The sequence below is a fragment of the Saccharopolyspora sp. NPDC045839 genome (genome assembly GCF_056431645.1).
Genome location: NZ_JBWKKH010000015.1, coordinates 24,936 through 49,000, shown reverse-complemented (window position 1 = coordinate 49,000; position 24,065 = coordinate 24,936). Strand labels below are relative to the sequence as shown.

Below are 24,065 nucleotides of genomic sequence, written 5' to 3'. Positions count from 1 at the left end.
AGCGCCATGAGCGGGGTGCGCGTGCTGGAGATCGCGCACTACATCGCCGGACCGCAGTGCTGCCAGATCCTCGCCGATCACGGGGCCGAGGTGATCAAGGTCGAGCCGCCGGACGGCGAGATGGGGCGCCGCGCCCAGCCGGTTCACGACGGCGACAGCCTCTACTTCGCCGCGAACAACCGCACCAAGCGCGCCATCGCCCTCGACCTGCGCAGCGAGCAGGGCAAGGAGGTCCTGCACGAGCTGATCGGCCGGGCCGACGTGCTGGTGACCAACTACGCCAACGGCGTGCCGGACCGGCTCGGTTTCGGCTTCGACGAGGTGCACCGGATCAACCCGCGGACCGTGATGGTGCACATCACCGGATTCGGCCGCACCGGGCCGTATTCGTCGTGGGTCGCCTACGACGGCATCATCCAGGCGATGAGCGGGCTGGCCGACATGACCGGCGAGCCCGACGGCGCGCCGACCATCGCGGGGCCGTTCGTCGCCGACAACGTCACCGGCATGCAGGCGGCGATGGCGGCCATGCTCGGCCTGCTGGCACGGGAACGCACCGGCCGGGGCCAGCTGATCGACGTGGGCATGCTGGATTCGATGGTCCCGCTGCTGGCGCACCACCTCTCGGTCGCGGCGGCGGGCATCGGCGAGCCGACGCGGTGGGGTTCGGCGCTGCCGACGAACTACTCCGGGCTGTACCCGGCCGGCGACGGCTGGGTGTACATCGCGCCGATCACGCCGAAGATGTGGAAATCCTTCAGCGCCTTGCTCGGCCACCCGGAGTGGGCGGAGCGGGAGGCGGCCGAGAGCGGCTGGCGGGTGCGGGAGCGGGAGCGGATCGACGCGCAGGTCGTCGAGTGGACCCGTGGCCGCACGAAGGCCGAGGTCGTGGCGGCGCTGCAGGCCGACGGGGTGGTGTGCGGGCCGGTGCGGTCGGTGGCCGATCTGGTGTCGGATCCGCAGGTCCAGGCCCGGGGCATCGCGGTGGAGGTGCCGTTGCGCGACGGCGCGCACGCGACGGTGCCCGGCCCGGCGCTGCGGCTGGCCGACACCCCGGCCCGCTCCCCCGAACGCCCGCCGGGGCTGGGCGAGCACACCGACGAGGTGCTGGCGCAACTCGGGTACTCGGCGGAGCGGATCAGCGCGCTGCACCGGGACAACGTCACCGGGAGGGCCTCGTGATCGACGGCCTGCTGGTGGCCAACCGGGGCGAGATCGCGCGGCGGATCATCCGGACCGCCCGCCGGCTCGGGGTGCGGACCATCGCGATCCATTCCGAAGTGGACACCGGGCTGCCCTACGTCGCCGAAGCCGACGAGGCGGTCCCGCTGGACTCGCCGCGCGACTTCCTCTCGGCGGAGGCGATCCTCGCGGTGGCGCGGAAGACCGGGGCGACGGCGGTACATCCGGGCTACGGATTCCTGTCGGAGAATCCTGATTTCGCCCGCCGCTGCGCGGCAGCGGGCCTGATCTGGGTCGGCCCGTCGCCGGAGGCGATGGAGCTGCTCGCCGACAAGGCGGCGGCGCGGGCGCACATGGCGTCGGCCGGGGTACCGGTGCTGCCGGGCAGTTCCGGGATCGCGTCGGCCGCCGAAGCCGACGCCGCAGCCTCGGAGCTGGGCTTTCCGTTGATGGTCAAGGCCGTTTCGGGTGGTGGCGGCATCGGGATGGGCGTCGCTCGCGATGCCGGGTCCCTGGAACGCGCGGTGCGGACGGCGCTGTCGCGCGGTGGGAGCGCGTTCGGCGACGCCCGGATCCTGCTGGAGCGGTACGTGCCGCGCGCCCGGCACGTGGAGGTGCAGGTCGTCGGCATGCCCGACGGCTCGGTGCGCGCGTTCGGCGAGCGGGACTGCTCGGTGCAGCGGCGGCATCAGAAGGTCGTGGAGGAATGCCCTTCCCCGGCCGTGGATGCCGAGCTGCGCTCCCGGCTGTGCGCGGCTGCGGTCCGGGCGGCCGAGAGCGTCGGGTACCGCAACGCGGGCACCGTGGAGTTCCTGCTCGATCCCAGTGCCGGGGAGTTCTTCTTCCTGGAGGTGAACACCAGGCTGCAGGTCGAGCACCCGATCACCGAGGAGGTGCACGGCGTGGACCTGGTGGAGCTCCAGCTGCGGATCGCCGCGGGGGCGGACGTTCCGGCGGACTTCCCCGCGCCGCGCGGGCATGCCGTCGAGCTGCGGCTCTACGCCGAGGACCCGGTCCGCTTCCTGCCCCGGCCCGGGCGGATCACCGGGTGGACCGAGCCGGCCGGGGTGCGGGTCGAGTCGGGCTACGCGGCGAACACCGAGGTGAGCCCGCACTTCGACCCGCTGCTGGCGAAGATCGTGGTGCACGGCGCCGACCGCGCGGACGCCCTGGCCCGGGCGCGGCGGGCGGTCGAGGAGTTCGTCGTGCGGGGCCCGAAGTGCAACCTGCCGTTCCTGGCCGAAGTGCTGGACGCCCCGGAGTTCGTCTCCGGTAACTACGACACCGGCGTGGTCGACCGGATCATCGCCGCCCGCTGATCTGAAGGGAACAACATGGAGATCAAGGCCGAGATGGTCGCCAACGTCTGGAAGGTGCTGGTGACCGAGGGCACGGCGGTCAAGGCGGACCAGGAGCTGGCCGTCCTGGAGTCGATGAAGATGGAGATCCCGGTGCTCAGCGAAACCGACGGCGTGGTGACCCGCGTGGCGGTAGCCGAAGGCGACGCGGTCAACGAAGGCGACCTCATCGCGGTCGTCGCCGCGGAGTGAAGCGAAGGGTGTGCGGGGCGTCTTCAGCCGAAGACGCCCCGCACACCGCGTCAACGCGCGTCGAACGCACCGGAGCGGAGCTTGGCGCCGAAATCGAGCCAGGCTGACCGGCTGAAGGCTAACGTTCCACCGTCACGATCCTTGGTGTCGCGAACTCCGACGAGGCCCGACGCAAATCCGACCTCGACGCAGTCGCGCTTTTCGTCGCTACGACTGGATTTCCTCCATCCGGCTAAGTTCTTCACAGTCCCCACCGCATTCTTTCCTTGCCTTGCGAATCAGTTGCAACGAACGGTCGATCGATGCTGCTGCGCCGAGAACGTGCCGCCAGGTCCGGCGATACAGGTCGACCAGAGCTACATCTTCCACGTACCGGGACTCCTCCAACAGGTCCAGATACACCAAGCCGGGGTGTTCCTGCAACGATTCCGGGAAGGTCATCAGGGTCCACGACTTGCCCTGCCCGCGGAAGGCCCCTGCATCGAGCGGCAAGACTTGCAGGTCGACGGTGGAAGTCCGAGCAGCCTCCTGGAGGTAGTCGAGCTGTTCGCGCATCACACCATTTCCTCCGCGCACCCGGTACAGCACACTTTCGTCGAGGACCACGTGCAGTTCGACCGGACGCCCTGCCCGCATGAAGATCTGCTTGCGCTCCATCCGAGCATCAACGAGCTGTTGGATCTCGGCATCTGAGTGATTCGGGTCCGCCCGAAACACCGCCGCTGCGTATTCCGGCGTCTGCAGAAGGCCTGGCACCAGCGAGGTTTCCACGATGTCGAGTCGAGCCATGTCGATTTCGAGGTTCAACCGGAGGTCGTGGTCTTCTGGGATCGGTGCCGCGCGCTTCGGCGTGCGCATACGCGCAACCGGGAGCAGGTCTCGCAGCTCCGGAAACTGTTCCTCCGCGCCGTAGTGCTCCAGGAGTTTCTCCAGGTCGGATTGGGTCGGTGCGTGGAGCCCCTTTTCGAGGTTGGCGATCGTCTGGCCGGTGCGGCCGATCCGCTTTCCCGCCTGCTGCTTGGTCAATCCCGATTCGGCGCGGAGTTGAGACAGCCGCAGCGCGAGGTAGTACCGGACGACCGCCGGGGACGACGTGATCACTTTGCTTCCTCCCGAACACGGCAGCGGGCATCAAGGGAACTGGGCCACGAGATCACCCGAACGAGACGCCGCGCCGCGTTGCCCGTCTTGAGTCCGAACTGCTTTATTTCAAGGGCAACGTCGAATCCGCCGGTCAAAGCAGGGCTCGACGATACAAGGCCAGGTCGCGGCGGTGTCAGCGACCCGCGGAAGCGAAGGAGCGGAGCATGGGCGGAACCAAGGTAGGCACCCGGGTCAGCATGGACGAGTGCTCGATCAGCTATACGGTCTGTCAGGACGAGGTCGAGTTCGAGATCGGCGGTCAGTCCGGCTTCGATCTCTTCACCACTGAGGCGGGCCTCGCAAAGCTCGTCGCCAAGGCTACCGACGCCCTTCGGGAGCTCCGCGAACTCAGGGCGCAAGAGGAGCAGTAGCCAAGGCGCACGTCCGGCCAGGCCAGGGCCCGTGCGTACTTTTTGCTGCTATAGCAGCACGAAGTACACACGGGTACCTGAGCAGCCGTTACCAGGCATCGACGATGGCTCGTGCCTGGGGGTTGGTCCAGCCCGCTCGCGCTACCGGTGGGAGGGCTCGGAGCAGGAGGTCCCGGGTGTCGGCCGGGTCGATGACGTCGTCGATCTCCAGGTGCATCGCCGTGTTGATCGCGCTGCCCGTTTCGTACATCTGGGCCACCAGCTCTTCGTAGCGCCGCTGCCGCTGCTCCGGGTCGGCGATCGCCTCCAGCTCGCGGCGGAAGCCCAGGCGCACCGCGCCTTCCAGGCCCATGCCGCCGACCTCGCCGCTCGGCCACGCAACCGTCAGCGCCGGTTTGGTCATCGTGCCGCCTGCCATGGCCATCGCGCCGAGACCGTAGCTCTTGCGCAGCACCACCGTCGCCATCGGCACCGTCAGGCGCGCACCGTGCACGAACATCCGGCCGAAGTGCCGCACCGTCGCCGTCTTCTCCGACTCCGGGCCGACCATGAATCCCGGTGTGTCGCACAGCGATACCACCGGCAGCCCGAACACCTCGCACAGTTGCAGCATCCGCGCCAGCTTGTCGGCGCCATCGGCGTCGATCGCACCGCCGAGCACCATCGGGTTGTTCGCGATCAGCCCCATCGGCCGGCCCGCGATGCGGACCAGCGCGGTGATCGTGCAGCGACCGAACTCCGGCCGCAGCTCCAGCACCGAACCCTCGTCGCAGAGGATGTCGATCGCGGCGTGCACGTCGTAGGCGCGCTTGCGGTTCTCCGGCACCACGTGGCGCAGTGCGCGCTGGTCCGGCTCGGTGTAGTCGGCGACATCGCCCTGGAAGTAGGACAGGTAGCGCTTGGCCGCCGCGACCGCTTCGGCCTCGTCGTCGACCGCCACGTCGACGACGCCGTTGGCCGTCTGCACGTCGATCGGGCCGATCTCCTCGGGGGCGAACACGCCGAGCCCGCCGCCCTCGATCATCGCCGGGCCGCCCATGCCGATGTTGGCGTCGCGGGTCGCGATCACCACGTCGCAGGTGCCCAGCAGCGCGGCGTTGCCCGCGTAGCAGCGGCCCGCCGCGATGCCGACCGTCGGAACCCGGCCGCTGAGCTCGCCCAGCGCCAGGAACGATGGGGTGATCAGGCCGCCGCCCTTGGGGATGTCGACGTCGCCCGGCCGGCCGCCGCCGCCCTCGGCGAACAGCACCACCGGGTACTGCCGCTGCCGCGCGACCTCCAGGATCCGGTCTGTCTTGCGGTGGTTGAAGTAGCCCTGCGTTCCCGCCAGCACGGTGTAGTCGTAGGCGAGCACCGCGCAGGTGCTGCGCTCCGGCCCGAACTGCGCGCCGTTGACCTGGCCGACGCCGGTGATCATGCCGTCGGCGGGCGTGTTGCGCAGCAGGTCGTCGAGCTCGCGGCGCTGGCGCTGCGCCGCGATGGCGAAGCCGCCGTACTCGGTGAAGGTTCCCTCGTCGACCAGGTCGGCCACGTTCTCGCGCGCGGTGCGCATGCCTCGCGAGTGGCGTTTGCGCACCGCTTCGGGACGGCTCTCATCAGCCCACAGGCTCTTCCGCTCCAGCACGCGGGCCAGGTCGGGCCGGACGTGGTCGGGGTCGATGCGCTCGTCCGCGAGGTCGGCGACGCCGAGCTCGTCGTTTCCGGAGACGATCACCACCGGTTCCCCGGCGTCGACCACGTCGCCTTCCCGGAAGCGGACCTGCGTCACCGTGCCGCCGCTTTCCGCGCGGATGACGTGCTGCATCTTCATCGCTTCCAGCACCATCACGACCTGCCCGCGCGCGACCACGTCGCCGAGGGACACCTCCACCGCGACGACCGAGCCGCTCATCGGCGCGACGGTGGCGCCGAGGGGAGCGTCCGGCACGGCGTTCGGCGCGGCCTCCAGCAGCCCGGCGCGATTGCTGTCCACATAGGACGTCGGGCAGCGTCCGGCGGCGAACTCGCCGGAGCGCAGGATCGCTTGCTGCAGCGGGAGGTTCGTGGCGACGCCGGTGATCTGCAGCTCGTCGAGCGCCTGGACCGCCAGCCTGCGGGCCACCGTGAAGCCCGCCGCGTCGTGCACCACGATCTTGGCCAGCAGGGAGTCGAAACCCGGGTTGGTGCGGTATCCCGGATAGCCGGCCGTGTCGACGCGGATGCCGCGCCCCGCGGGCATCCCGAACCGATCGAGGACGCCCGACTGCGGCAGGACCTGCCCGTCGGCGGTCAGCGTCTCGGCGTTGATCCGGATCTGGATCGCGCTGCCACGCGGGCACGGCACCCGGTCCTGGTCGAGGCCGAGGTCGGCGAGGCTCGCGCCGGAGGCGATCTCCAGCTGACTGCGCACCAGGTCCAGGCCGAGCACCTCCTCGGTGACGGTGTGCTCCACCTGCAGCCGCGGATTGACCTCCATGAAGAAGAATTCCTGGTCGCCGACCAGGAATTCCACGGTCGCCACGCCCCGGTAGCCGGCGGCGCCGACCAGCCGGGTCGCGGCCTGCAGCACGCTCTGCCGCAGCTGCCGGTCGAGCCCCTGGGCCGGCGCGACCTCGATCAGCTTCTGGTGCCGCCGCTGCACGCTGCAGTCGCGGTCCCAGAGGTGCGCGACCTCCTGGCCGTCGCCGATCACCTGGACCTCGATGTGCCGCGCGTCGGTGAGCAGCCGTTCGATGTAGAGCTCTCCGGAGCCGAACGCGGCGAGCGCCTCCGCTTCGCAGGCCCGGTACGCCTCGGCAAGCTCGTCCCGGCTGCGCACCACGCGCATGCCCCGGCCGCCGCCACCGGCGACGGCCTTGATCACCGCCGCGCTGCGCCCGTGCGAGAGGTCCGGCTCGAGGGTGTTCAGGAAGCGTTCCATGTCGGCGAGCGTCGCCACCGCCGTGCCGGGCAGCGTCGGGATCTCCAGTTCGCCGGCGAGCGCGCGGGCCTTCGCCTTGTCGCCGAAGAGCTCCAGCGCGCTCGGATCGGGGCCGACGAACGCGATGCCCGCGTCGGCGCAGGCCCTGGCCAGGGCGGGGTTCTCCGAGAGGAACCCGTATCCGGGGTGGATGGCCTCGGCGCCGGTCTTGCGGGCCGCCTCGATGATCGCGGCGACGTCGAGGTAGGCGGCGACACCGTTCGCGGGCAGCGGCACGGCCTCGTCGCAGCGGGCCACGTGCAGAGAGTCGGCGTCATCCGCCGCGTGCACGCCGACCATGCCGATGCCCAGCACCGCCGCGGCGCGGAAGACCCGCAACGCGATCTCGCCCCGGTTCGCGACCAGCAACGTCCCGAACGGCTCCCCGATGCCCATCCACGCCTCCTCCGCGCCGCACTGCGCCTGCCGGACCGCAACGGCGCATACCGACCAGTCGGTCCCTGGTCCTTAGCGTTGTAAAGAAGCGACCGGGTGTCAAGCGAACGGCCTGTTCGCGCCGTCTATCGAGGCGAACAGGCCGTTCGCTCCACCACCCGCCAGGGCACCACACCAGACCCGCCACCGGTCGTGCGTCAGCTCTCCCCCGGCTCCAGGTGGTAGAGCTCCGGGAGGTTGACCACGATCGCCTCCTGCGTGCTGCGGGCGATCACCACCTCCGCCGGGTCGCTCGGGTCCGGGTTCTCCTCGCGGTGCGGGACGAACGGCGGCACGAAGATGTAGTCGCCCGGCTCCGTCTTGATCCGCACCTCCTCGGTGCCGTCGTGGAAGACGAACTCCGGGTGGCCGCTGACCACGTAGATCGCCGTCTCCGACTCGCCGTGGTGGTGGTTGTCCGAGGCCGTCGACGGGCCGACGTGCGTCTCGCCCATCCAGATCCGCTCCGAGCCGACCAGCTCGCCGCTGATCGCCGCGAGCCGCCGCATGCCCGTCGTCTGCGCCGTCTTGTTGTCCAGGTCGGCGGCCCTGACGTGGTGCAGCCGGGCGCGCAGCGAGCGGCGCTGCTCCTCGGACACCGAGGTCGAGAGATCGGGGTGGAACGCGTCGTGCTGGGTCATCAGATTCCTTCCTTGTTCACCGATCGCCGACCAGCGGCACCCCGTCGAGGAACTCGCCGACCTGCCGGCCGAGTTCGCGCCACACCTCGGCGCCGGGTGAATCGTTGTGCACCGAGGTAACCCCACCCTCCACCGCGCGCACAACCTCGCCGATCGTGATTTCACCGGCCGGTCGCGCCAGCGAGTAGCCGCCGTCGCAGCCGCGCTGGCTGGTGACCAGCCCGGCCCGCCGCAGCTCGATCATCAGGTTGACCAGCGAGTTCAGCGGGATTCCCTGCCGCCGGGCGATGGTCTCGCACTTGACCTGCTCGGGGCCGCTGCCCGCCAGGTCGCGCAGCGCCCGCACCGAGTAGTCGGTGCGCGCCGAGATGTGCACCGGGGCCGACCGGCGGGCCCGCGGCGCGGCCGGCGTCTCGGGCAGCAGCACCGCGCCCTTGGCGACTTCCTCGCAGAACAGCACGATGCGTGCGGCCACGCTCCGATGGAACTTGTCGTTGAGGATGTCGTGCACGCCGTCCTTGAACACCGCGACCGAGCTCTGCGGGTGCTTGGCCGCCAGCGAGGTCACCGGGGCGACCGGCGCGAGCGTGTCCGCGTCGCCGTGCAGCAGCAGGGTCGGCACGTCCGGCAGCCGCTTCGGCGGCTCGGGGACGTCGTCGGTCAACCGGCCCCACTGGAACTCCGGATCGTTCTCCAGCAGTTCGCGGTGCACCGGGCACGACGTGCGCACCCCGATCTCCTCGTCCCGGTCGGCGGGCTGCTGTCCCTGCGCGAGCGGGGTGCCCGCCAGGATCAGGCCGTCCACCTCGACCTCCAGCGCGAGCGCCCAAGCGCGCAGCGCCCCGACATCGGTGCCGGCCAGGAATCGCGCCGCCCCGGGCCGGAACCAGGTCTCGGGATCGCCGACCGGGTCCGGCACCACCACGGCGTAGCCGTCCGCGGACAGCCGCCGGCCGAAGCGCTGGTAGACGGCGGGGTTCTCGCCCCTGCCCGGCAGCACCACCACGGTGCCGCGGCAAGGCCCGTCCGGCTCCCAGTTCCGGGTCATCTCAGGCTCCTCTCACTGAACTGTTTCGAAAGCGGCTTGCGTGGCGGTGCAGGTAGCGGAACCTCAGACGCCTTCTCGGTCCGGGATCCCCGACTCATGTATGACCAATACACCACGCCGGGGCTGTCCTCCCGAGAAGACGCCTGAGAACCCGCAGCGGTGCAAGTTGAGTTCCACACCGCAAGCGGCTGCCGCCGCTTCTTAACAGAACAAGGATTCACTTGCCGGGGTACAGATCCCGCTCGCAGGCCTTCGCCACGTCCACCTTCTCGCGCAGCACGCCCGCCTGGAGGTAGCGATCCGCCACGGCCTGCAGGTCGGCGACCACATCATCGGTCAACGGCCGCACCTCCTGCTTGGTCCGGGTCAGGATCTGGTGCGCCACCGGCGGCTCCAGCGACGTCAGCTTCTCGTAGACTCGCTGGTACTCCTCGGGATTCTCATCGCTCCACCGCCACGCCGCCTCGAACCGCCGCATCGCGTCGGCCAGCGCCTCGCGCTTGAGCGGGTCGGCGGCCGACGCCGTGGACACCGACAGGATGCCGTTGCGGCCGTTGATGCCCTGACCGTCGCGGATCACCCGGGCCCCGGCGTGCTCCGCGATCGACAGGTACGGGTCGAAGGTCGCCCAGGCGTCGATGTGCCCGGCGCTGAAGCCCGCCTGCGCGTCGGTCGGCAGGCTGAAGGTGATCTGCACGTCCTGCTGCGTCAGCCCGGCTTCGTCCAGCGCTCCGAGCGCGGTGTAGTGCGAGACGCTGCCCGGCGCGGTGGACACCACGAGGTGCTTGCCGCGCAGGTCGGCCACGGTGCGGATCGGCGAGCCCGGCGGCACGATGATCGCCGTCGATGACGGGGACGCCGCGGTCGCCACGGCCGGTCGCGCCGGCACGCCACCGGCGATGGCCTGCACGGTGGGCGCGTCCGCGGCGGTCGCGGTGTCCACGTCGCCGGAACGCATCGCTTCGAAAAGCGGTGCCGCGCCTTGGAAGTTGGCCCAGCGGATCTTGTACGGGGCGTCCTCGAACGCCCCGGATGCTTCCACCCTGGCCCGCAGCCCGCCGGCCTGGTCGCCGAGCACCAGCGTCACGTCGGACAGCGACTTGGGCTCGCTGCTCCCGGCGCAGCCGGCCACGGCGAGCAGCACCGCGGCCAGCACCGACACCAGGAATCTGGTCGTACGCACTCCGTTGTCTCCAGTCTCAGTCGAGCAGATCCGGCTGCTCGTGCACGATCTCTTCGAAGAGCGGGGCGAAGGTCACCCAGCCCGGGTCGCGGTGCTGCTGGTACTGCTGCCTGGTGTGCCGCGCGATCTCGTGCGGGATCAGCTGCAGCTGCCCGGCCGCCTGGGCGACGACCTGCACCTTCGAGTTCCGCTCGGCGGCCACGTACAGCGACACCGCCTCCTCCAGGCTGCGGCCGACGGTGAGCAGCCCGTGGTTGGCCAGGATCGCCAGCCTGCGCTGCCCGAGCGTCGCGGCGATCCGGCGGCCCTCCTCCAGGTCGAGCACGACCCCGGAGAAGTCCGGCACGATCACGTTGTCCTCGTAGAACTGGGCGCTGTCCTGCGAGATGGGCAGCAGTTCGGTGCCCAGCGCGGCGAGCGCCTTGCCCCAGATGGAGTGGCTGTGCGCGGCCGCGTCGACGTCCGGGCGGGCCCGGTGGATCTGCGAGTGGATGGCGAACGCGGCCTGGTTGACCGGGAGGTCCCCGTGCACGATCTCGCCGTCGTGGTTGACCAGCAGCAGCTCGGACGCCTTGATCCGGCTGAAGGCCCGGCCCAGCGGGTTGACCCAGAAGTGGTCCGGCAGCTCCGGGTCGCGGACCGTGATGTGCCCGGCGGCGCCCTCGTTGTAGCCGAGCTTGCCGAAGATCCGCAGCGCCGCGGCCAGCCGCTGCTTGCGGAACCGGCGTTCGTCCTCGACGTCGTCGAAGACCGGTCGGGCGGGGAAGCTGTTCTGCCGTGGGGAAAGCGATCGGGCGAACTCTGATCGCCCGGATGCGACGGTGGTCATGGCGTTCTCCTCGTGATGTCTCGGCGCGACGACCGGTGGCGATTTCGCGCGAAATCGACGTTCGGCACGCCTGGCAGGCGGCGATTTCGCGCGAAATCGCCGCATCTCGGGTCAGGCGACGGCACGGCGGGCGACTTCCTGGCGGACCAGCGGGATCAGCTCGCGGCCGTAGTCCACCGCGTCGTCGAACGGGTCGTAGCCGCGGATCAGCAGCGTCGTGACCCCGATGTCGACGTAGTCCAGCAGCGCCGCCGCCACCGTCTCCGGGGTACCCACCAATGCGGTGGAGTTACCCGCCGCGTTCGTGGCCGCCGCCGTGGGTGTCCACAGTGCACGGTCGTGCAGCTCGCCCGCCGCCGCGGCGGCGAGGAGTCGCTGCGAACCGACGTTGGCGACCTGCTGGCCCGGGTTCAGCGTCTTCGGCCCGGTGAAGGACGCCAGCCCACCGCGCGATGCGTTGATCCGGCCGAGGATGCGCTGGGCCCGCTCCCACGCCTGCTCCTCGGTCGCGCCCAGGATCGGCCGGAACGACACGCTGATCCGCGGCGGTTCCGCCCGCCCCGCTTCTGCGGCGGCCTTCCGGACCGCGGCGATCTGCTCGGCGGTCTGCGCCAGCGGCTCGCCCCACATCGCGAAGACATCGGCGTGCTTGCCGCCGACCCGCAGGGCGGCCGCCGAGGAACCGCCGAAGTACAGCGGGATCCCGGACTGCCGCACCGGGCGGACGGCGGCGTTGTAGTCCTCGAAGCGGTAGTGCGCGCCCTCGTGGCTCACCGGTTCCTCGGCGGCCCACACCCGGCGGAGGACGTCCAGGTACTCGTCGGTGCGCGCGTAGCGCTCGTCCTTGCCCAGGTAGTCGCCGTCGCGGCGCTGGTCCGCGTCGTTGCCGCCGGTGATGATGTGCACCGCGATCCGGCCGCCGGTGAGGTGGTCGGCGGTGGCGAAGGTGCGGGCCGCCAGCGTCGGGGCCACGAAGCCGGGGCGATGCGCGATCAGGAAGCCCAGCCGCTCGGTGTGCGCGGCGGCGTAGGCGGCGAGCTGGGTGTTCTCCGGACTGCTCGACCCGTAGCCGATCAGCACCCGGTCGAACCCGGCCGCCTCGTGCGCCTGCGCGAACTTCCGCAGGAACGCCGGGTTGACCGCCGGTCCGTCCGCCGCGTGGATCTCCGAGACGTGCTGCGCCCCGATCATCCCGATGAACTCGACGGTCATGACGAACTCCCCTCTCCGGTCCCGACACCCAGCCAGGACAGCAACTCCGCGCGCAGTGCCAGGAACGCCGGGTCGGTGACATCGCGCGGGCGGTCCAGGTCCAGCACCTGGTCGTAGCCGATGCGGCCGTCGCGCATCACCAGCACCCGGTCGGCCAGCAGCAGCGCCTCCTCCACGTCGTGCGTGACCAGCAAGATCGCGCAGCCGTGGCGCTGCCACAGCTCGCCGACCAGCTGCTGCGCCTTGATGCGGGTCAGCGCGTCCAGCGCCGAGAACGGCTCGTCCAGCAGCAACAGGTCCGGTTCGCGCACCAGCGCACGCGCCAGCGACGCCCGCTGCGCCTCGCCGCCGGAGAGCACCTTCGGCCAGACGTCCACCCGGTGGCCGAGGCCGACCTCCTCCAGCGCGGCCACCGCGCGCTTCTTGTCCGGGCGGCCGGGCAGGCCGAGGATCACGTTGCGCCACACGCGTTTCCACGGCATCAGCCGCGGCGCCTGGAACGCCACCGCGCGCCGCACGGCCACCTCGACCTCGCCGGTCACCTCGCGGTCGAGGTCGGCCAGGATCCGCAGCAGCGTGCTCTTGCCGCAGCCGCTCGGGCCGAGCAACGCCACGAACTGGCCGGGCTCGATGTCCAGGTCGAGGTCGTCGAGCACGGTGCGGTCGCCGAAGCGGCGGCTCAGGCCGCGCACCGAGGCGGGTTTCACTACGCTCCGCTGAACGCCGGTCGCCATGCCAGCAAGGTCCTTTCCAGCAGTCGGACGATGAAGTCGGCGACGAGGCCGAGCAGTGCGTACAGCACCAGGCAGACCACGATCACGTCGGTCTGGAAGAACTCGCGGGCCATGTTCATCTCGTAGCCGATGCCCGCGGTGGCGTTGATCGTCTCGCCGAATACCAGCGCCAGCCACGCCGAACCCAGCGAGTACCGCAGCCCCACCAGGGCGTTGGGCATCGCGGCGGGCAGGATGATGTGCCGCACCTGGGCGAACCAGCCGAGCCCGAGCGTCTTTGCCGCCTCCACCAGGCCCGCGTCGACGTTGCGGATGCCGCCGTAGATGTTCATGTACAGCGGGAAGGTCACGGCCAGCGCGATCAGCACGATCTTGGGCTGCTCGCCGATGCCGAACCAGATGATCAGCAGCGGGATGAGGCCGATCACCGGCACCGTGCGCAGCATCTGCATCGGCGCGTCGATGAGATCCTCGCCGCGGCGGAACAGGCCGGAGAGGGTCGCCAGCACGATCGCGACGACGACGCCGATCACCAGGCCGGCGCCGACGCGTTGCAGCGAGGCGGCGATCGCCTCCTGCAGCCGTCCTTCGTCCCACATCTCCACGGCGGTCCCGGCGACCGTGGCGGGCGAGGCGAGGGTGTCGTCGCTGAGCAGCCCGGTGCTGCTGAGGACCTGCCAGAGCGCCACCAGCGCGATGGGGCTGATCAGCTTGAAAACCCAACGGGGAACGCGGTTTTCGCGCCGCGCGGTGCGGGTTTGCACGGTGGTGACGGGGATCGGATCTCGATCGGTCGGCGCGCCGGTGGGCGCGCGTTCGGTGGATACAGTCATCTGCACTCTCCGGAGGGCATGAGGGCGCAGCACGGCCACGACGGATGGGCCGCGCTGGAGGATCACCGGAGCCCCTGTTCCGCTGCTCAGGTGCCGTGCGCACTTTTTGCTGCTATGGCAACAAAAACCACGCACGGGTGCCGACCAGCGGAGACGCTGTGCGGGGGGACTCCGGCGGAGCTGTAGGCGGTCGCGCTACGACGCGCGCGACGAAGCGGAGAAAACCGTTACCGGCAACAGAGTGCGGAGGACACGCGCACGAAGTCCACGTAACCTCGTGTCGTCAGGGCCGCTGTCCGGATCATGCCCAAGACCGTAACCGGACGCCCGGATCGTGTAAACCCAACTCCACGGATTGGGATTGTGATCGGATCCGCACCGGCGGAGGTCCTTCGCGCGACCCGCGGGCGCCTCGGGCGGTTCGCCCGGCGCTACCGTGGACCGGTGCAGCCGGAACTTTCCAGCGGGTCGGGCCGACCCGTCACCGCGATGCGAGCGGGCAGGCGCCCTGGAGGCCGTTCGTGATCGAGGAACTGCTGCCCGCCGAGGTCAGCTCCGCCGAAGCCTTCGCCGATCCACCGGACGTCGTCCTGTTCCCCGAAGAGGAAGCGCTGATCGCGCGCGCCCGGGACAAGCGCCGCCGGGAGTTCACGACCGGGCGGTGGTGCGCGCACCAGGCGCTGAGCCGGCTCGGCGTGCCGCCCGCTCCCCTGCTGCGCGGCGAGCGCGGAGCGCCGCAGTGGCCGGCCGGGATCCTCGGCAGCATCACGCACTGCGCCGGCTACCGGGCCGCCGTTGCGGCGCGCGCCGAGCAGGTGCACACCGTCGGCATCGATGCCGAGCCGCACGCCCCGCTGCCCGACGGCGTGCTCAACGTCGTGTCCCTGGAAGCGGAGCGCGCCGACCTGGCCCGGCTGTCCGCGGCGCGACCCGACACGCATTGGGACCGGATCCTGTTCAGCTGCAAGGAAACCGTCTACAAGGCGTGGTTTCCGATCACCGGCCGCTGGCTCGGCTTCGAAGACGCCCGGCTCGAACTCGGCGCCGGAACGTTCACCGCGCACCTGCGAAAGGAGGGCGCGGAACTGGCGGGCCGCCCGCTGACGGCGTTCACCGGCCGCTGGCTGGTCCGCGACGGCCTCGTCGTCTCCGCCATCGCCGCGACCCGGTCGAACGCGTGAAGGGCGCCTCCCGACGGGAGACGCCCTTCACTCCTGAAGCCCGAGATGGATCAGGCGTCGGCGCCGGCCTTGAGGGCCTTGGCGACCGTCACGACCCGCTTGGCCTGGACGGCAGCCGCCGCGCGGGTGACGTCGTCGACCTTGTTCGCACCCTGGGCGTCGACGTGGCTGGTGCCGTACGGGTTGCCGTCGGCGAACTTCGCGCCATCGGTGTAGCCCGGGGCGACCACGATGCCGCCGAAGTGGTGGAACGTGTTGTACAGCGCCAGCAGCGTCGACTCCTGGCCGCCGTGCGCGGTCGAGCTGGAGGTGAAGCCGCTGTAGACCTTGTCCGCCAGCTGCCCCTGCGCCCACTGCCCGCCGAGGGTGTCGATGAACTGCTTGAGCTGGGAGGCGATGTTGCCGAAGCGGGTCGGCGAGCCGAACAGCACCGCGTCGGCCCACACCACGTCGTCCGGGGTGGCCTCGGGGATGGACTGGGTGGCCTCGACGTTGGCGCGCCACGCCGGGTTGCTGTCGATCGCCGCGTCGGGCGCCAGCTCCGGGGCACGCCGCACCCGCACCTCTGCGCCGGCCGCCTCGGCCTCGGCGGCCAGAGTGTTGGCGATCTCGGTGCCGGTTCCGGTGGCCGAGTAGTAGATGACGCTGACCTTCACGGGGGTGCTCACTGTCGGACTCCTGTTCAAGGGGCTGGGCGGCTGCGTCGGAACCAGTCGCTCATCTCTTCCATGGAAGACAATACTCGGGCTGCATCTTCTTCGCAAGAGATTTCCTTGCGAGCTGTTTCAGGTAGACTGGTGGGGCCGCAATCGCAGGAGGGAGCATCCCGGTGGACAGCAAGACCGGCCCGGATCCGTGCACCGATGACGACGAGATCATCACCTGGTGGGGACTGGTGATCGAGGGCTACCACGTCACGCAGGGGCACATCGACGCCGAGATCGGCGAGCGCTTCGGGCTCCCACCGGCCTCCTTCGAGATCCTGCTCCGCCTGGTCCGCACGCCCGACCACCGGATGCCCATGACCAAGCTCGCCCGCGAGGCGGCGCTGAGCAGCGGCGGCTTCACCAAGGTCGCCGACCGCCTCGCCAAGGCCGACCTGATCCGCCGCGAGCCGTGCGAGACCGACCGCCGGGTCACCTACGCGGTCCTCACCGACCACGGCCGCGACATCGCCGAGCGCTCCCGCGCGGCGTGCGCCGAGATCCTGCGCAAGCGCGTCCTGGCCCCGCTCGGCAAGGCCGACTCGGCGGCCCTCGCCGAGGCCATGCGCGCCCTCCGCGCCGCCAACACGCCGGACTGCTGAACCCAAGCCCGATCCCACCCAAGGGGTCGCGCCAGAAAGGCCCCGAGGACAGGCTCCCCCGGATGCGCCCGGCACCTGACGGGGTGGCGGTTTCGCGCGAAGCCACCACCCCGCCCTCACACCGAGCGCCGTTTCGCGCGAATGGCTTGAGTGGGCCTTGGGGCCGAACCGCGTCAGCGTGCTGGCCAGACCTCGGGCGACCAAAGCCCGCTTGCGCACAAAGCGCCGAGGCGCGGTCACGGTGCGGAACCTCGTTGCCGGCCACCACCCGCCGTGACCCGCTACGCGGGCGCCGGCTCGATCACCACTCGAACCTGAACCGGGCGAGGGACACGAAGTCGCCGGTACCGACGCTGCTGCGTTCTTTCCCTTTCGGGGCAACGACCTTCAAGTACACGTCGTGGGCACCGGTCACCGGTGCGACCGGCCGGCTTTGCCGCAGCCGTTCATACGAGTTGTCCGTGACCGTGCCCGAAATCGGGATCGTGGCGATCGGCGGGCTGCCGGACGAGTCCCCGGAAGCCGCTGGCCGCCAAGTCCGGGTGTTGCCGCATGCCAGCGAACTGGTCGTGACGCCGAGCCACCGCACGCAGTTGGAGCGGTCACCCTCGTACTACCGCACGGTTGCGCCCCGTTGACCGTTGCCAAGGAACGGGACGGATCCATATACTCCCATTTAGTGAGCATCGCGCTCACTATTTGAGCATACTGCGCTCATTCGTCCCGGACGAGGGCCGCACCGAAGGACATTCAATGGCGAATTCCACCACCGACGGCGTCACAGCCACCGGCCAAGCGGGCGCGCGACCCGCGCAGTCGCACGCCAAAGTCATCCGCGCCGCCATCCTGGGCACCGTCGTCGAGTACTACGACTTCGGCATCTACGGCTACATGGCGACCATGGTCAGCGCCCACTTCTTCGTCCAGGACGATCCGACCGCGGCGCTGCTCGGCACCTTCGCCGCGTTCGCCGTGGCGTTCTTCCTCCGCGTGCCGGGCGGGATCTTCTTCGGCCACATCGGCGACAAGTACGGCCGCAAGAAGGCGCTGACCTGGACGATCCTGCTGATGGCAGTGGCCACCGCACTGATGGGCCTGCTGCCCACCTACGCCACGCTCGGCGTCTGGGCGACCGCGCTGCTGACGCTCTCGCGCTGCTTGCAGGGTTTCGCCGCCGGTGGTGAGCTCGGCGGCGCCAACTCGTTCGTCTCCGAGCACGCCCCGGCCAAGTGGCGCGCCTTCCAGACATCGATGGTCAACTCCGGCACCTACATCGGGTCGCTGTGCGCATCCCTGATGGCGCTCGCGCTGACCACGGGGCTGTCGGCCGAGCAGATCGCGGCCTGGGGCTGGCGAATCCCGTTCCTGCTGAGCCTGGTCATCGGCGTGGTCGGGCTGTGGATCCGCAACTCGCTGGATGAGACCGAGCAGTTCGAGGACGTCCAGCAGCAGAGCGACGTCGTGAAGGTCCCGCTGTTCGCGGTGCTTTCGACCGCGTGGCGGCAGGTCCTCACCATCATCCTGCTCGGCGCGGTGATCACCGGCGGCTACTACATCGCCTCGGTCTACGCCGCGACCTACCTGCAGACCGCCGGGCAGCGCTCGCCGCAGTTCGCCTTCGCCGCGACCTGCATCGCGATGGTCCTGGGCGTGATCACCCTGCCGATCTCGGGCTACCTCGGTGACCGGATCGGGCGCAAACCGGTGTTCATCGGCGGATCCGCGGCCGGGGCGCTGCTCGGGGTGCCGATGTTCATGCTGATGGCCGACGGCCCAGCGCCGCTGGCGATCCTGGGCCCGGCCGTGCTGTTCATCTGCGTCTCGGTGGTCAACGGCGTCTCGTTCGCCACGTACGCGGAGATGCTGCGGGCCCGCTTCCGGTACAGCGGAATCGCGTTGGGCAACAACGTGACCAACATGCTGCTCGGCGGCACTGCGCCGTTCGTCGCGACGCTGCTGGTGAGTTCGACCGGCAACAAGCTCGCCCCGGCCGGGTACTTCGTCGCCTGCGCCCTGATCAGCCTCGTCACCTCCTTCTTCCTCAAGGAGACCAAGGGAAGGGAACTCGCACTATGACAGCCAGGTTTCGCGATCGCCGGATCGTGGTGACCGGCGCCGGAAGCGGCATGGGCCGGGCGGAGGCTCTCTGCCTCGCCCGGGAAGGCGCCGATGTTCTGCTCGCCGACATCGATCTGGCCGCCGCCCGCGCCGTCACCGACGAAATCACCGCGGCGGGCGGCACCGGCCGGGCTCACCACCTCGACGTGGCCGACCCCGATGCGTGGCGAGGACTCGCGACGGCGCTCGACGGGAAGCCGTTGCACGGCCTGGTGAACAACGCCGGTGTGAGCTTCCGGAAAGGCATCGCCGAGACGTCGGTCGACGACTGGCGCCGGGTCGTGGACATCAACCTCTCCAGCGTCTTCTTCGGGATGAAGTTCCTCTCCGGCCCGCTGGCGCGAGCCGGGGGCGCGTCGGTGGTCAACGTGTCCTCGATCGCCGGGATGGTCGGCTACTTCTCCGCTTCCTACGGGGCGAGCAAGTGGGGTGTGCGCGGGCTGTCCAAAGTGGGCTCCCTGGAATTCGCCGCCAAGGGCGTCCGGGTGAACTCCGTCCACCCGGGGCTGGTCGACACTCCCCTGCTGCATTCCGGTGACCACCGGTTCGTCGACGAGAGCCTCCGGTCCGTGCCCGCCGGCCGGGTGGCCGCGCCCGAGGAGATCGCCGGGGCGGTCGCCTTCCTGCTCTCCGACGAGGCGTCCTACATCAACGGCACCGAGCTCGTCGTCGACGGCGGCCTGGTGTCCGGCGGCACCTACCACCGCATCACCAGCGCGCTCGCCGAGGACGCCTCATGACCGGCGCACTCCTCGAAATCCTGAACCTGCTGGGAAAACAGGCCCACGCCATCGACGGCGGCGCGGCCCGGCAGTGGGCCGAGACCTTCACCCCCGACGGCGTGTTCCGCTCCCCCACCTATCCCGAACCCGTCCGCGGACGGGAAGCGCTCACCGAGTTCGCCGCCGCCTTCGCCGCGAACAACCCCCGAGCCCACCACATCGTCACCAACGTCTGCATCGACCGCGAGATCAGCGCGGACGAGTGCCACGTCAAGGCCAACCTGCTCATCGTGCGGACCACGAGCTCCGACGCGGTGGCCATCGACCGGGTCACCACCATCGACGACAGCTTCGTCCGCCACGACGGGCTCTGGCGGATCGCCGAGCGGGTCGTCACCCGCGACTGAACCACCTCTTCCTGCGAACCCCTGGAGAATCCCCGATGACGGCACCGAACGACCAGGCCAACCCGACGCGCGCGGACGACAGCCCCATCGCCGCGAGCTACCCCGAACTCGTCGGCAAGGTCGCCGTCGTGACCGGTGCGGGTCGCGGCATGGGCGCGGTCTTCGCCACCGAGCTCGCCCGGCGCGGCATCAACGTCGTGGCCGGTGACCTCACCGGTGCGCCCGAGGTCGCCGAGCAGGTCAACCGGCAGATCACCGACGGCGGGCGGGTCGTCGGCCACCGCGCCGACGTCACCGACCCCGCCGGTCACGACGGCCTGCTGCGCGCCGGGCTCGACGAGTTCGGTCGGGTCGACTTCTGGGTCAACAACGCAGGGATCTTCCCGCAGGCCGAGTTCACCGAGATCCCGCCGGAGCAGCTCACCGCCACCTACCAGGTCAACGTCAACGGCGTCGTCTACGGCGCGCAGACCGCCGCCAGGCACATGCGCGAACACGGCGGCGGCGCCATCGTCAACATGGCCTCGGTGGCCGGAGTCCGGGTGCGCGCCACCCGCGCGGCCTACAACTCGTCCAAGGCCGCCGTGCGGCACCTGACCAGCTGCATGGCCGTGGAACTGGGCTCGGACAACATCCGGGTCAACGCGATCGCGCCCGGCTTCGTCGACACCGAGATGACGCGATGGGTGCGGGAGGACCCGGCGGCGCTCGACCGCGCGCTCAGCACCGTGCCGCTGCACCGGGTCGGCGCGCCCATCGAGGTCTTCGGCGCCCTGTACTTCCTGCTGTCCGACAGCGCGCGGTACATCACCGGCGCGGTGATCCCGGTCGACGGCGGCTCCCAACACATCTGAGGTAGATCCATGGGTTACGACTACGACCTCGTCGTCATCGGCGCCGGGGGCGCCGGGCTGGCGGCGGCGGTGTCGGCGGCGCAGCACGGGCTGCGGGTGCTGGTGCTGGAATCCGAGGCCGAGATCGGCGGGTCGACGCAGCTCTCCGCCGGGATGCTGACCGCCGCGGCCACCGGCGTGCAGCGGGCGCTGGGTGTCGAGGACTCGCCGGAACGCATGTTCCAGCACTACATGGACCTCAACCAGTGGCGCGTGCTGCCCGGCCCGACGCGGATGTTCTGCGAGCAGTCGAGCACGCTCATCGACTGGCTGCTCGACCTCGGCGTCGAGATCCCCGCCCAGCTGTCCCGCAACGCGCACATGCCGGGGTTGACCCGCGCCGGCGTCGAGGACGTCTGGCGCGGCCACGTGCCGAAGGACCAGGGATACGGGCTCGTCCAGGCCCTGGACCGCGCCCGCCGACGGCTCAAGGTCGATCTTGCGCTCGGCAGCCGCGCCACCGACCTGCTCCGCGACGGGCCGGCGGTGCGCGGGGTCGTCGTCGACGGCGCGGAGGTCACCGCGCCGTCCGTCGTCGTGGCCTGCGGTGGGCTGGCCCAGAACCCCGAGCTGGTGCGGGACTACTTCCCGGACGCCGGCATCGCCGGCGACAGCCTGTTCGTCGTCGCCGCCCCCGGCAGCCGGGGCGATCACATCGCGCTGGCCGAGCGGCACGACCTGTCGCTGTTCGGACACGGCTGGGGTCTGCTGCTGGTCACCGCCGAGTTCCAGCGGTTCCACCACTGGCAGAGCGGATTCCCGCCGGTGTCCCGGATCCACGTCAACGCCGACGGCCACCGGTGCATGGACGAGGACGCCCCTTATGCGGTCAGTCCCGGAATCCTCAAGGACCACGGCGGATTCGTCTGGGCGGTCTTCGACGAAGCGGCCCGCACCGGCCTGCCGCCCGGTTACGCCGACTGGGCGGCGGACCGGGTCCTCGAAGAGGTCGGCAAAGGCGTCGTCCGGTGCGCCGACACGCTGCCCGGACTCGCCGCGCGGATCGGCATGCCGGCCGCCAACCTCATCCGGAGCGTCGAGCGGTTCAACGCGCTGTTCGAACGGGGCCACGACGAGGACTTCCTCCGGCACGAGTCGCTGGCCGCCAAGCAGGTCGACCCCCGGCTGCCACCGGTGGGAACCGGTCCGTTCTACGCGGTACGGATGCTCCCAGCGGAGCTGGTGTGCACGCACACCGGCCTCCGCATCGACAGCCGCGCCCGCGTGCTCGACACCGGCGGCCACGTCGTTCCGGGGTTGTTCGCGGCGGGCGAAGCGGCCGGAGGAATCCTCGGGGAACGCTACGTGGGCGGCGGGAATTCCGTGGCTCATGCCCTGGTGCTCGGTCGGCTCGCCGGGCAGGAAGCAGCACAACGGCTCAACGACGCAGGGAGCGGCGCATGACCACATCGGACGATCGGGTCGCCATCGAGCAGGTGCTCTACCGCTACGCGAGGGCGGTGGACCGGCTCGACTACGACGGCATCCGGGACTGCTACTTCCCCGACGCCATCGACGACCACGGCGGCTACCACGGGCCGGTGAGCGGCCTGATCGAGGACATCCGGCGGCGGCACACCACGATCGACTCGTCCCAGCACTTCATCAGCAACGTGCTCATCGACTTCACCGGCGACGACGCGGCCGAGGTCGAATCCTACTGCCTCTGCTACCTCAGACAGGCGCCGGTCGACGGCGCGACCGAGCAGGAACTGGCCATCATCCGATGCCGCTACGTGGACCGGTTCGAACGGCGCAGCGGCCAGTGGCGCATCGCCGACCGGGTCGTCGTCTTCGACGAGTTCCGCGCACAAGCCATCACCGACAGCCTCAACCCCGGCTGGGTCCGCTCCAGGAGGGACGCCACTGATCCGGTCTACCGGCAGTGATGGTCTGCGGCGTCAGCGCACCCGTGAGCGTGAGGCGAACAGCTGCGCGCTCACCTCGCGGGCCGCCTCCACCACCCGCGGCGCCACCTGCTCGACCGCAGCGGGATCGACCAGCGACACACCGATGCTGACCTCCGACATCGTCGGAGGTGTCTCCACCGGCACCGAAACCCCGATGACTCCCGGGATCACGTGACCGGTGGAAACGGCGTAACCCTGCTCGCGGGCCGCCACCACCTCGGCCGGGTCGTCATCACGGGGCGGGCGGCCCGCCAAGATCGCAATACCGCCTGAGCCGCGGGCTATCGCGTGGCGCTGACCTGTCCGGAAGGCGATGTGCGCCGCGGCGAGCCGCGGCTCGACCACCAGCACCGCTTGTACCTCGGCATCGCTGACCGGCACCATCAGGTGCGCCGTCGCATCGACCGCGTCGGCGAGCCCCGCCATGATCGGGTAGGCCAAGCCGCGCAGATCACTGTCCACCGCCGACGCCAACTCCACGAGACCGTAGGCCAGGTGGTACCGCTTGTCCTCGGTCCGCCGGACCAGGTTGTGCGCGGTGAGCGCCTCCAGCATCCGGTGCAGCGCATTGCGGTTGAGCCCCAACGAGCGCGCCATTTCGGTCAGCGTCTCGCCGTCCGGCCGTCGGGCGAGGTGCCACAGGACCCGGATTCCCCTGTCGAGGGTCTGGGCCCCCGAAACCGAGGATCCTCGGTTGTCTTCCACGCTCATCCGCCGCCTTGCCGATCGCACTTCCCGCGCAATCCTATCCAACCGCCGACGACCACGCGAAGGCCAGCTCAGCGCACCGATGGCCTCTCTGGTGGCGAGCGTCGACGAGAACGTGCTCCGCAGCGCAAGCGGTCGGCCGAGCTGGCCCCACGGCCGGAGCTGCACCGCCGGCCGCGGAAGGTGCCGCCGAACCTAGCCGGGGAGGCCGGCGCGCATGCGCGCTACGCCGCTGTTGCCGACGCGGTCGAGCGGATCCCGGATCCGCCTGGCGACTTCGGCCGAGTGCCCTCAACCGACGCCGGCAACAAACCACAGTGGACATTTCCTTGACCGGATTTCCCAAGGATTTCACAGAATTCACATTCTTGAATGTGCGTCACATACTTGACGTGACCCGATCGACTGCCCTACTTTTGACACCAAGGTCGGGGGTGACGCGGAATCCGCGTCCACCAGCCGGGGGTTCGTTCATGTCTGGCGGCGGGAGCGAACCCCCACCCGACCACCTACCGCCTCGGTTCCGGCGTGCAGACCCCGCCACCGATGGTGAAATCCCCTCCGCACCAGCACTTTTCAACACCGGGACGGCCGACCGGTGTGGACTTGCGTGCCGAGCGGGCCGTGGACCGTGCCGGGTCGCGCTACACCCCCCAAAACTTCCTGTAGTCGCTTCGGCCGTTGACCTCCCCGCGTCTTCTTTCTACCCGCTACACCCTCC

Annotated in this window: 25 protein-coding genes; 13 read left to right on the top strand and 12 right to left on the bottom strand. The window is 70.3% G+C overall.

The window, feature by feature from the left end; all coding sequences use genetic code 11:
* The first annotated feature begins 6 nt into the window (after positions 1 to 6).
* Genes AC07EQ_RS21495 through AC07EQ_RS21485 form a run of 3 tightly spaced genes read left to right on the top strand, consistent with a single transcriptional unit; the run spans position 7 to position 2,732 of the window.
* A complete protein-coding gene (locus tag AC07EQ_RS21495; protein WP_478389697.1) occupies positions 7 to 1,182 on the top strand; it encodes a CaiB/BaiF CoA transferase family protein in 1,176 nt (391 codons plus the stop codon).
* Positions 1,179 to 2,501 (top strand): ATP-binding protein, encoded by a 1,323-nt coding sequence (locus AC07EQ_RS21490; protein WP_478389696.1) that lies wholly within the window; start codon positions 1,179 to 1,181, stop codon positions 2,499 to 2,501. The genes AC07EQ_RS21495 and AC07EQ_RS21490 overlap by 4 nt, the downstream gene beginning before the upstream one ends.
* 15 nt (positions 2,502 to 2,516) lie before the next feature.
* A complete protein-coding gene (locus AC07EQ_RS21485; RefSeq protein WP_358394915.1) occupies positions 2,517 to 2,732 on the top strand; it encodes a biotin/lipoyl-binding carrier protein in 216 nt (71 codons plus the stop codon).
* Positions 2,733 to 2,782: 50 nt separating this feature from the next.
* On the opposite strand, the gene AC07EQ_RS21480 is transcribed toward AC07EQ_RS21485, so the two are convergent.
* The gene (locus tag AC07EQ_RS21480) at positions 2,783 to 2,977 is read right to left on the bottom strand and encodes a DUF397 domain-containing protein (RefSeq protein WP_478389695.1); all 195 of its coding nucleotides are present in this window, start codon (positions 2,975 to 2,977) and stop codon (positions 2,783 to 2,785) included.
* Positions 2,940 to 3,833, bottom strand: a complete 894-nt coding sequence (locus tag AC07EQ_RS21475; RefSeq protein ID WP_478389694.1) for a helix-turn-helix domain-containing protein — start codon at positions 3,831 to 3,833, stop codon at positions 2,940 to 2,942. Before AC07EQ_RS21475 ends, AC07EQ_RS21480 begins: the two co-directional genes overlap by 38 nt.
* Positions 3,834 to 4,039: 206 nt before the next feature.
* Between AC07EQ_RS21475 and AC07EQ_RS21470 the strand changes: the two genes are divergently transcribed.
* Positions 4,040 to 4,246 carry a hypothetical protein gene (locus AC07EQ_RS21470; RefSeq protein ID WP_478389693.1) on the top strand — a complete coding sequence of 69 codons (207 nt, stop codon included), beginning with the start codon at positions 4,040 to 4,042 and terminating at the stop codon, positions 4,244 to 4,246.
* An 88-nt stretch (positions 4,247 to 4,334) separates the two neighbouring features.
* Here AC07EQ_RS21470 and AC07EQ_RS21465 read toward each other — a convergent pair whose 3' ends face one another.
* From AC07EQ_RS21465 to AC07EQ_RS21430, 8 genes are all read right to left on the bottom strand, one after another.
* Positions 4,335 to 7,580 (bottom strand): acetyl-CoA carboxylase family protein, encoded by a 3,246-nt coding sequence (locus AC07EQ_RS21465; protein WP_478389692.1) that lies wholly within the window; start codon positions 7,578 to 7,580, stop codon positions 4,335 to 4,337.
* A 197-nt stretch (positions 7,581 to 7,777) separates the two neighbouring features.
* Positions 7,778 to 8,260: a cupin domain-containing protein gene (locus AC07EQ_RS21460; RefSeq protein WP_478389691.1), complete on the bottom strand. Its 483-nt coding sequence runs from the start codon at positions 8,258 to 8,260 to the stop codon at positions 7,778 to 7,780.
* A 16-nt stretch (positions 8,261 to 8,276) separates the two neighbouring features.
* On the bottom strand, positions 8,277 to 9,308 hold the full coding sequence (locus tag AC07EQ_RS21455; protein ID WP_478389690.1) for an Rrf2 family transcriptional regulator: 1,032 nt from the start codon (positions 9,306 to 9,308) through the stop codon (positions 8,277 to 8,279).
* Positions 9,309 to 9,525: 217 nt separating this feature from the next.
* A complete protein-coding gene (locus AC07EQ_RS21450; protein ID WP_478389689.1) occupies positions 9,526 to 10,491 on the bottom strand; it encodes an ABC transporter substrate-binding protein in 966 nt (321 codons plus the stop codon).
* A gap of 16 nt (positions 10,492 to 10,507) precedes the next feature.
* Entirely contained in the window at positions 10,508 to 11,320 is an 813-nt protein-coding gene (locus tag AC07EQ_RS21445; protein ID WP_478389688.1) for a class II aldolase/adducin family protein, read from the bottom strand.
* Positions 11,321 to 11,431: 111 nt separating this feature from the next.
* On the bottom strand, positions 11,432 to 12,532 hold the full coding sequence (locus AC07EQ_RS21440; protein ID WP_478389687.1) for an LLM class flavin-dependent oxidoreductase: 1,101 nt from the start codon (positions 12,530 to 12,532) through the stop codon (positions 11,432 to 11,434).
* Positions 12,529 to 13,266, bottom strand: coding sequence for an ABC transporter ATP-binding protein (locus AC07EQ_RS21435; protein ID WP_478389686.1), 738 nt, complete (start codon positions 13,264 to 13,266; stop codon positions 12,529 to 12,531). The genes AC07EQ_RS21440 and AC07EQ_RS21435 overlap by 4 nt, the downstream gene beginning before the upstream one ends.
* The gene (locus AC07EQ_RS21430; RefSeq protein ID WP_478389685.1) at positions 13,239 to 14,099 is read right to left on the bottom strand and encodes an ABC transporter permease; all 861 of its coding nucleotides are present in this window, start codon (positions 14,097 to 14,099) and stop codon (positions 13,239 to 13,241) included. The genes AC07EQ_RS21435 and AC07EQ_RS21430 overlap by 28 nt, the downstream gene beginning before the upstream one ends.
* Positions 14,100 to 14,620: 521 nt before the next feature.
* Here AC07EQ_RS21430 and AC07EQ_RS21425 point away from each other — a divergent pair.
* A complete protein-coding gene (locus tag AC07EQ_RS21425) occupies positions 14,621 to 15,280 on the top strand; it encodes a 4'-phosphopantetheinyl transferase family protein (protein WP_478389684.1) in 660 nt (219 codons plus the stop codon).
* A 50-nt stretch (positions 15,281 to 15,330) separates the two neighbouring features.
* Here the strand turns inward: AC07EQ_RS21425 and wrbA are convergent, their stop codons facing one another.
* Positions 15,331 to 15,948, bottom strand: coding sequence for an NAD(P)H:quinone oxidoreductase (gene wrbA / locus AC07EQ_RS21420; RefSeq protein WP_478389683.1), 618 nt, complete (start codon positions 15,946 to 15,948; stop codon positions 15,331 to 15,333).
* Positions 15,949 to 16,109: 161 nt separating this feature from the next.
* On the opposite strand from wrbA, the gene AC07EQ_RS21415 reads away from it, so the two are divergent.
* The 8 genes from AC07EQ_RS21415 to AC07EQ_RS21380 all read left to right on the top strand — a co-directional run bounded on the left by AC07EQ_RS21415 (position 16,110) and on the right by AC07EQ_RS21380 (position 22,615).
* A complete protein-coding gene (locus AC07EQ_RS21415) occupies positions 16,110 to 16,586 on the top strand; it encodes a MarR family winged helix-turn-helix transcriptional regulator (RefSeq protein ID WP_478389682.1) in 477 nt (158 codons plus the stop codon).
* Positions 16,587 to 16,840: 254 nt separating this feature from the next.
* Positions 16,841 to 17,224, top strand: a complete 384-nt coding sequence (locus tag AC07EQ_RS21410; protein ID WP_478389681.1) for a hypothetical protein — start codon at positions 16,841 to 16,843, stop codon at positions 17,222 to 17,224.
* Positions 17,225 to 17,339: 115 nt separating this feature from the next.
* Positions 17,340 to 18,662 (top strand): MFS transporter, encoded by a 1,323-nt coding sequence (locus AC07EQ_RS21405; protein WP_478389680.1) that lies wholly within the window; start codon positions 17,340 to 17,342, stop codon positions 18,660 to 18,662.
* Positions 18,659 to 19,444 carry an SDR family NAD(P)-dependent oxidoreductase gene (locus tag AC07EQ_RS21400; protein ID WP_478389679.1) on the top strand — a complete coding sequence of 262 codons (786 nt, stop codon included), beginning with the start codon at positions 18,659 to 18,661 and terminating at the stop codon, positions 19,442 to 19,444. The genes AC07EQ_RS21405 and AC07EQ_RS21400 overlap by 4 nt, the downstream gene beginning before the upstream one ends.
* Entirely contained in the window at positions 19,441 to 19,833 is a 393-nt protein-coding gene (locus AC07EQ_RS21395; RefSeq protein WP_478389678.1) for a nuclear transport factor 2 family protein, read from the top strand. The genes AC07EQ_RS21400 and AC07EQ_RS21395 overlap by 4 nt, the downstream gene beginning before the upstream one ends.
* A gap of 35 nt (positions 19,834 to 19,868) precedes the next feature.
* The gene (locus AC07EQ_RS21390) at positions 19,869 to 20,687 is read left to right on the top strand and encodes an SDR family NAD(P)-dependent oxidoreductase (RefSeq protein ID WP_478389677.1); all 819 of its coding nucleotides are present in this window, start codon (positions 19,869 to 19,871) and stop codon (positions 20,685 to 20,687) included.
* A 9-nt stretch (positions 20,688 to 20,696) separates the two neighbouring features.
* Positions 20,697 to 22,130, top strand: a complete 1,434-nt coding sequence (locus tag AC07EQ_RS21385; protein WP_478389676.1) for an FAD-dependent oxidoreductase — start codon at positions 20,697 to 20,699, stop codon at positions 22,128 to 22,130.
* Positions 22,127 to 22,615, top strand: coding sequence for a nuclear transport factor 2 family protein (locus AC07EQ_RS21380; RefSeq protein WP_478389675.1), 489 nt, complete (start codon positions 22,127 to 22,129; stop codon positions 22,613 to 22,615). Before AC07EQ_RS21385 ends, AC07EQ_RS21380 begins: the two co-directional genes overlap by 4 nt.
* Before the next feature lie 12 nt (positions 22,616 to 22,627).
* Here the strand turns inward: AC07EQ_RS21380 and AC07EQ_RS21375 are convergent, their stop codons facing one another.
* On the bottom strand, positions 22,628 to 23,341 hold the full coding sequence (locus AC07EQ_RS21375) for an IclR family transcriptional regulator (protein WP_478389674.1): 714 nt from the start codon (positions 23,339 to 23,341) through the stop codon (positions 22,628 to 22,630).
* Positions 23,342 to 24,065: the final 724 nt, after the last annotated feature.

Bases quoted from the DNA above. Each gene is read 5' to 3' on its own strand.
- AC07EQ_RS21495 (WP_478389697.1), top strand. From the start codon at position 7: ATGAGCGGGGTGCGCGTGCTGGAGATCGCGCACTACATCGCCGGACCG.
- AC07EQ_RS21485 (WP_358394915.1), top strand. From the start codon at position 2,517: ATGGAGATCAAGGCCGAGATGGTCGCCAACGTCTGGAAGGTGCTGGTG.
- AC07EQ_RS21470 (WP_478389693.1), top strand. From the start codon at position 4,040: ATGGGCGGAACCAAGGTAGGCACCCGGGTCAGCATGGACGAGTGCTCG.
- AC07EQ_RS21465 (WP_478389692.1), bottom strand. From the start codon at position 7,580: ATGGGCATCGGGGAGCCGTTCGGGACGTTGCTGGTCGCGAACCGGGGC.
- AC07EQ_RS21460 (WP_478389691.1), bottom strand. From the start codon at position 8,260: ATGACCCAGCACGACGCGTTCCACCCCGATCTCTCGACCTCGGTGTCC.
- AC07EQ_RS21455 (WP_478389690.1), bottom strand. From the start codon at position 9,308: ATGACCCGGAACTGGGAGCCGGACGGGCCTTGCCGCGGCACCGTGGTG.
- AC07EQ_RS21445 (WP_478389688.1), bottom strand. From the start codon at position 11,320: ATGACCACCGTCGCATCCGGGCGATCAGAGTTCGCCCGATCGCTTTCC.
- AC07EQ_RS21440 (WP_478389687.1), bottom strand. From the start codon at position 12,532: ATGACCGTCGAGTTCATCGGGATGATCGGGGCGCAGCACGTCTCGGAG.
- AC07EQ_RS21435 (WP_478389686.1), bottom strand. From the start codon at position 13,266: ATGGCGACCGGCGTTCAGCGGAGCGTAGTGAAACCCGCCTCGGTGCGC.
- AC07EQ_RS21430 (WP_478389685.1), bottom strand. From the start codon at position 14,099: ATGACTGTATCCACCGAACGCGCGCCCACCGGCGCGCCGACCGATCGA.
- AC07EQ_RS21405 (WP_478389680.1), top strand. From the start codon at position 17,340: ATGGCGAATTCCACCACCGACGGCGTCACAGCCACCGGCCAAGCGGGC.
- AC07EQ_RS21400 (WP_478389679.1), top strand. From the start codon at position 18,659: ATGACAGCCAGGTTTCGCGATCGCCGGATCGTGGTGACCGGCGCCGGA.
- AC07EQ_RS21395 (WP_478389678.1), top strand. From the start codon at position 19,441: ATGACCGGCGCACTCCTCGAAATCCTGAACCTGCTGGGAAAACAGGCC.
- AC07EQ_RS21390 (WP_478389677.1), top strand. From the start codon at position 19,869: ATGACGGCACCGAACGACCAGGCCAACCCGACGCGCGCGGACGACAGC.
- AC07EQ_RS21385 (WP_478389676.1), top strand. From the start codon at position 20,697: ATGGGTTACGACTACGACCTCGTCGTCATCGGCGCCGGGGGCGCCGGG.
- AC07EQ_RS21380 (WP_478389675.1), top strand. From the start codon at position 22,127: ATGACCACATCGGACGATCGGGTCGCCATCGAGCAGGTGCTCTACCGC.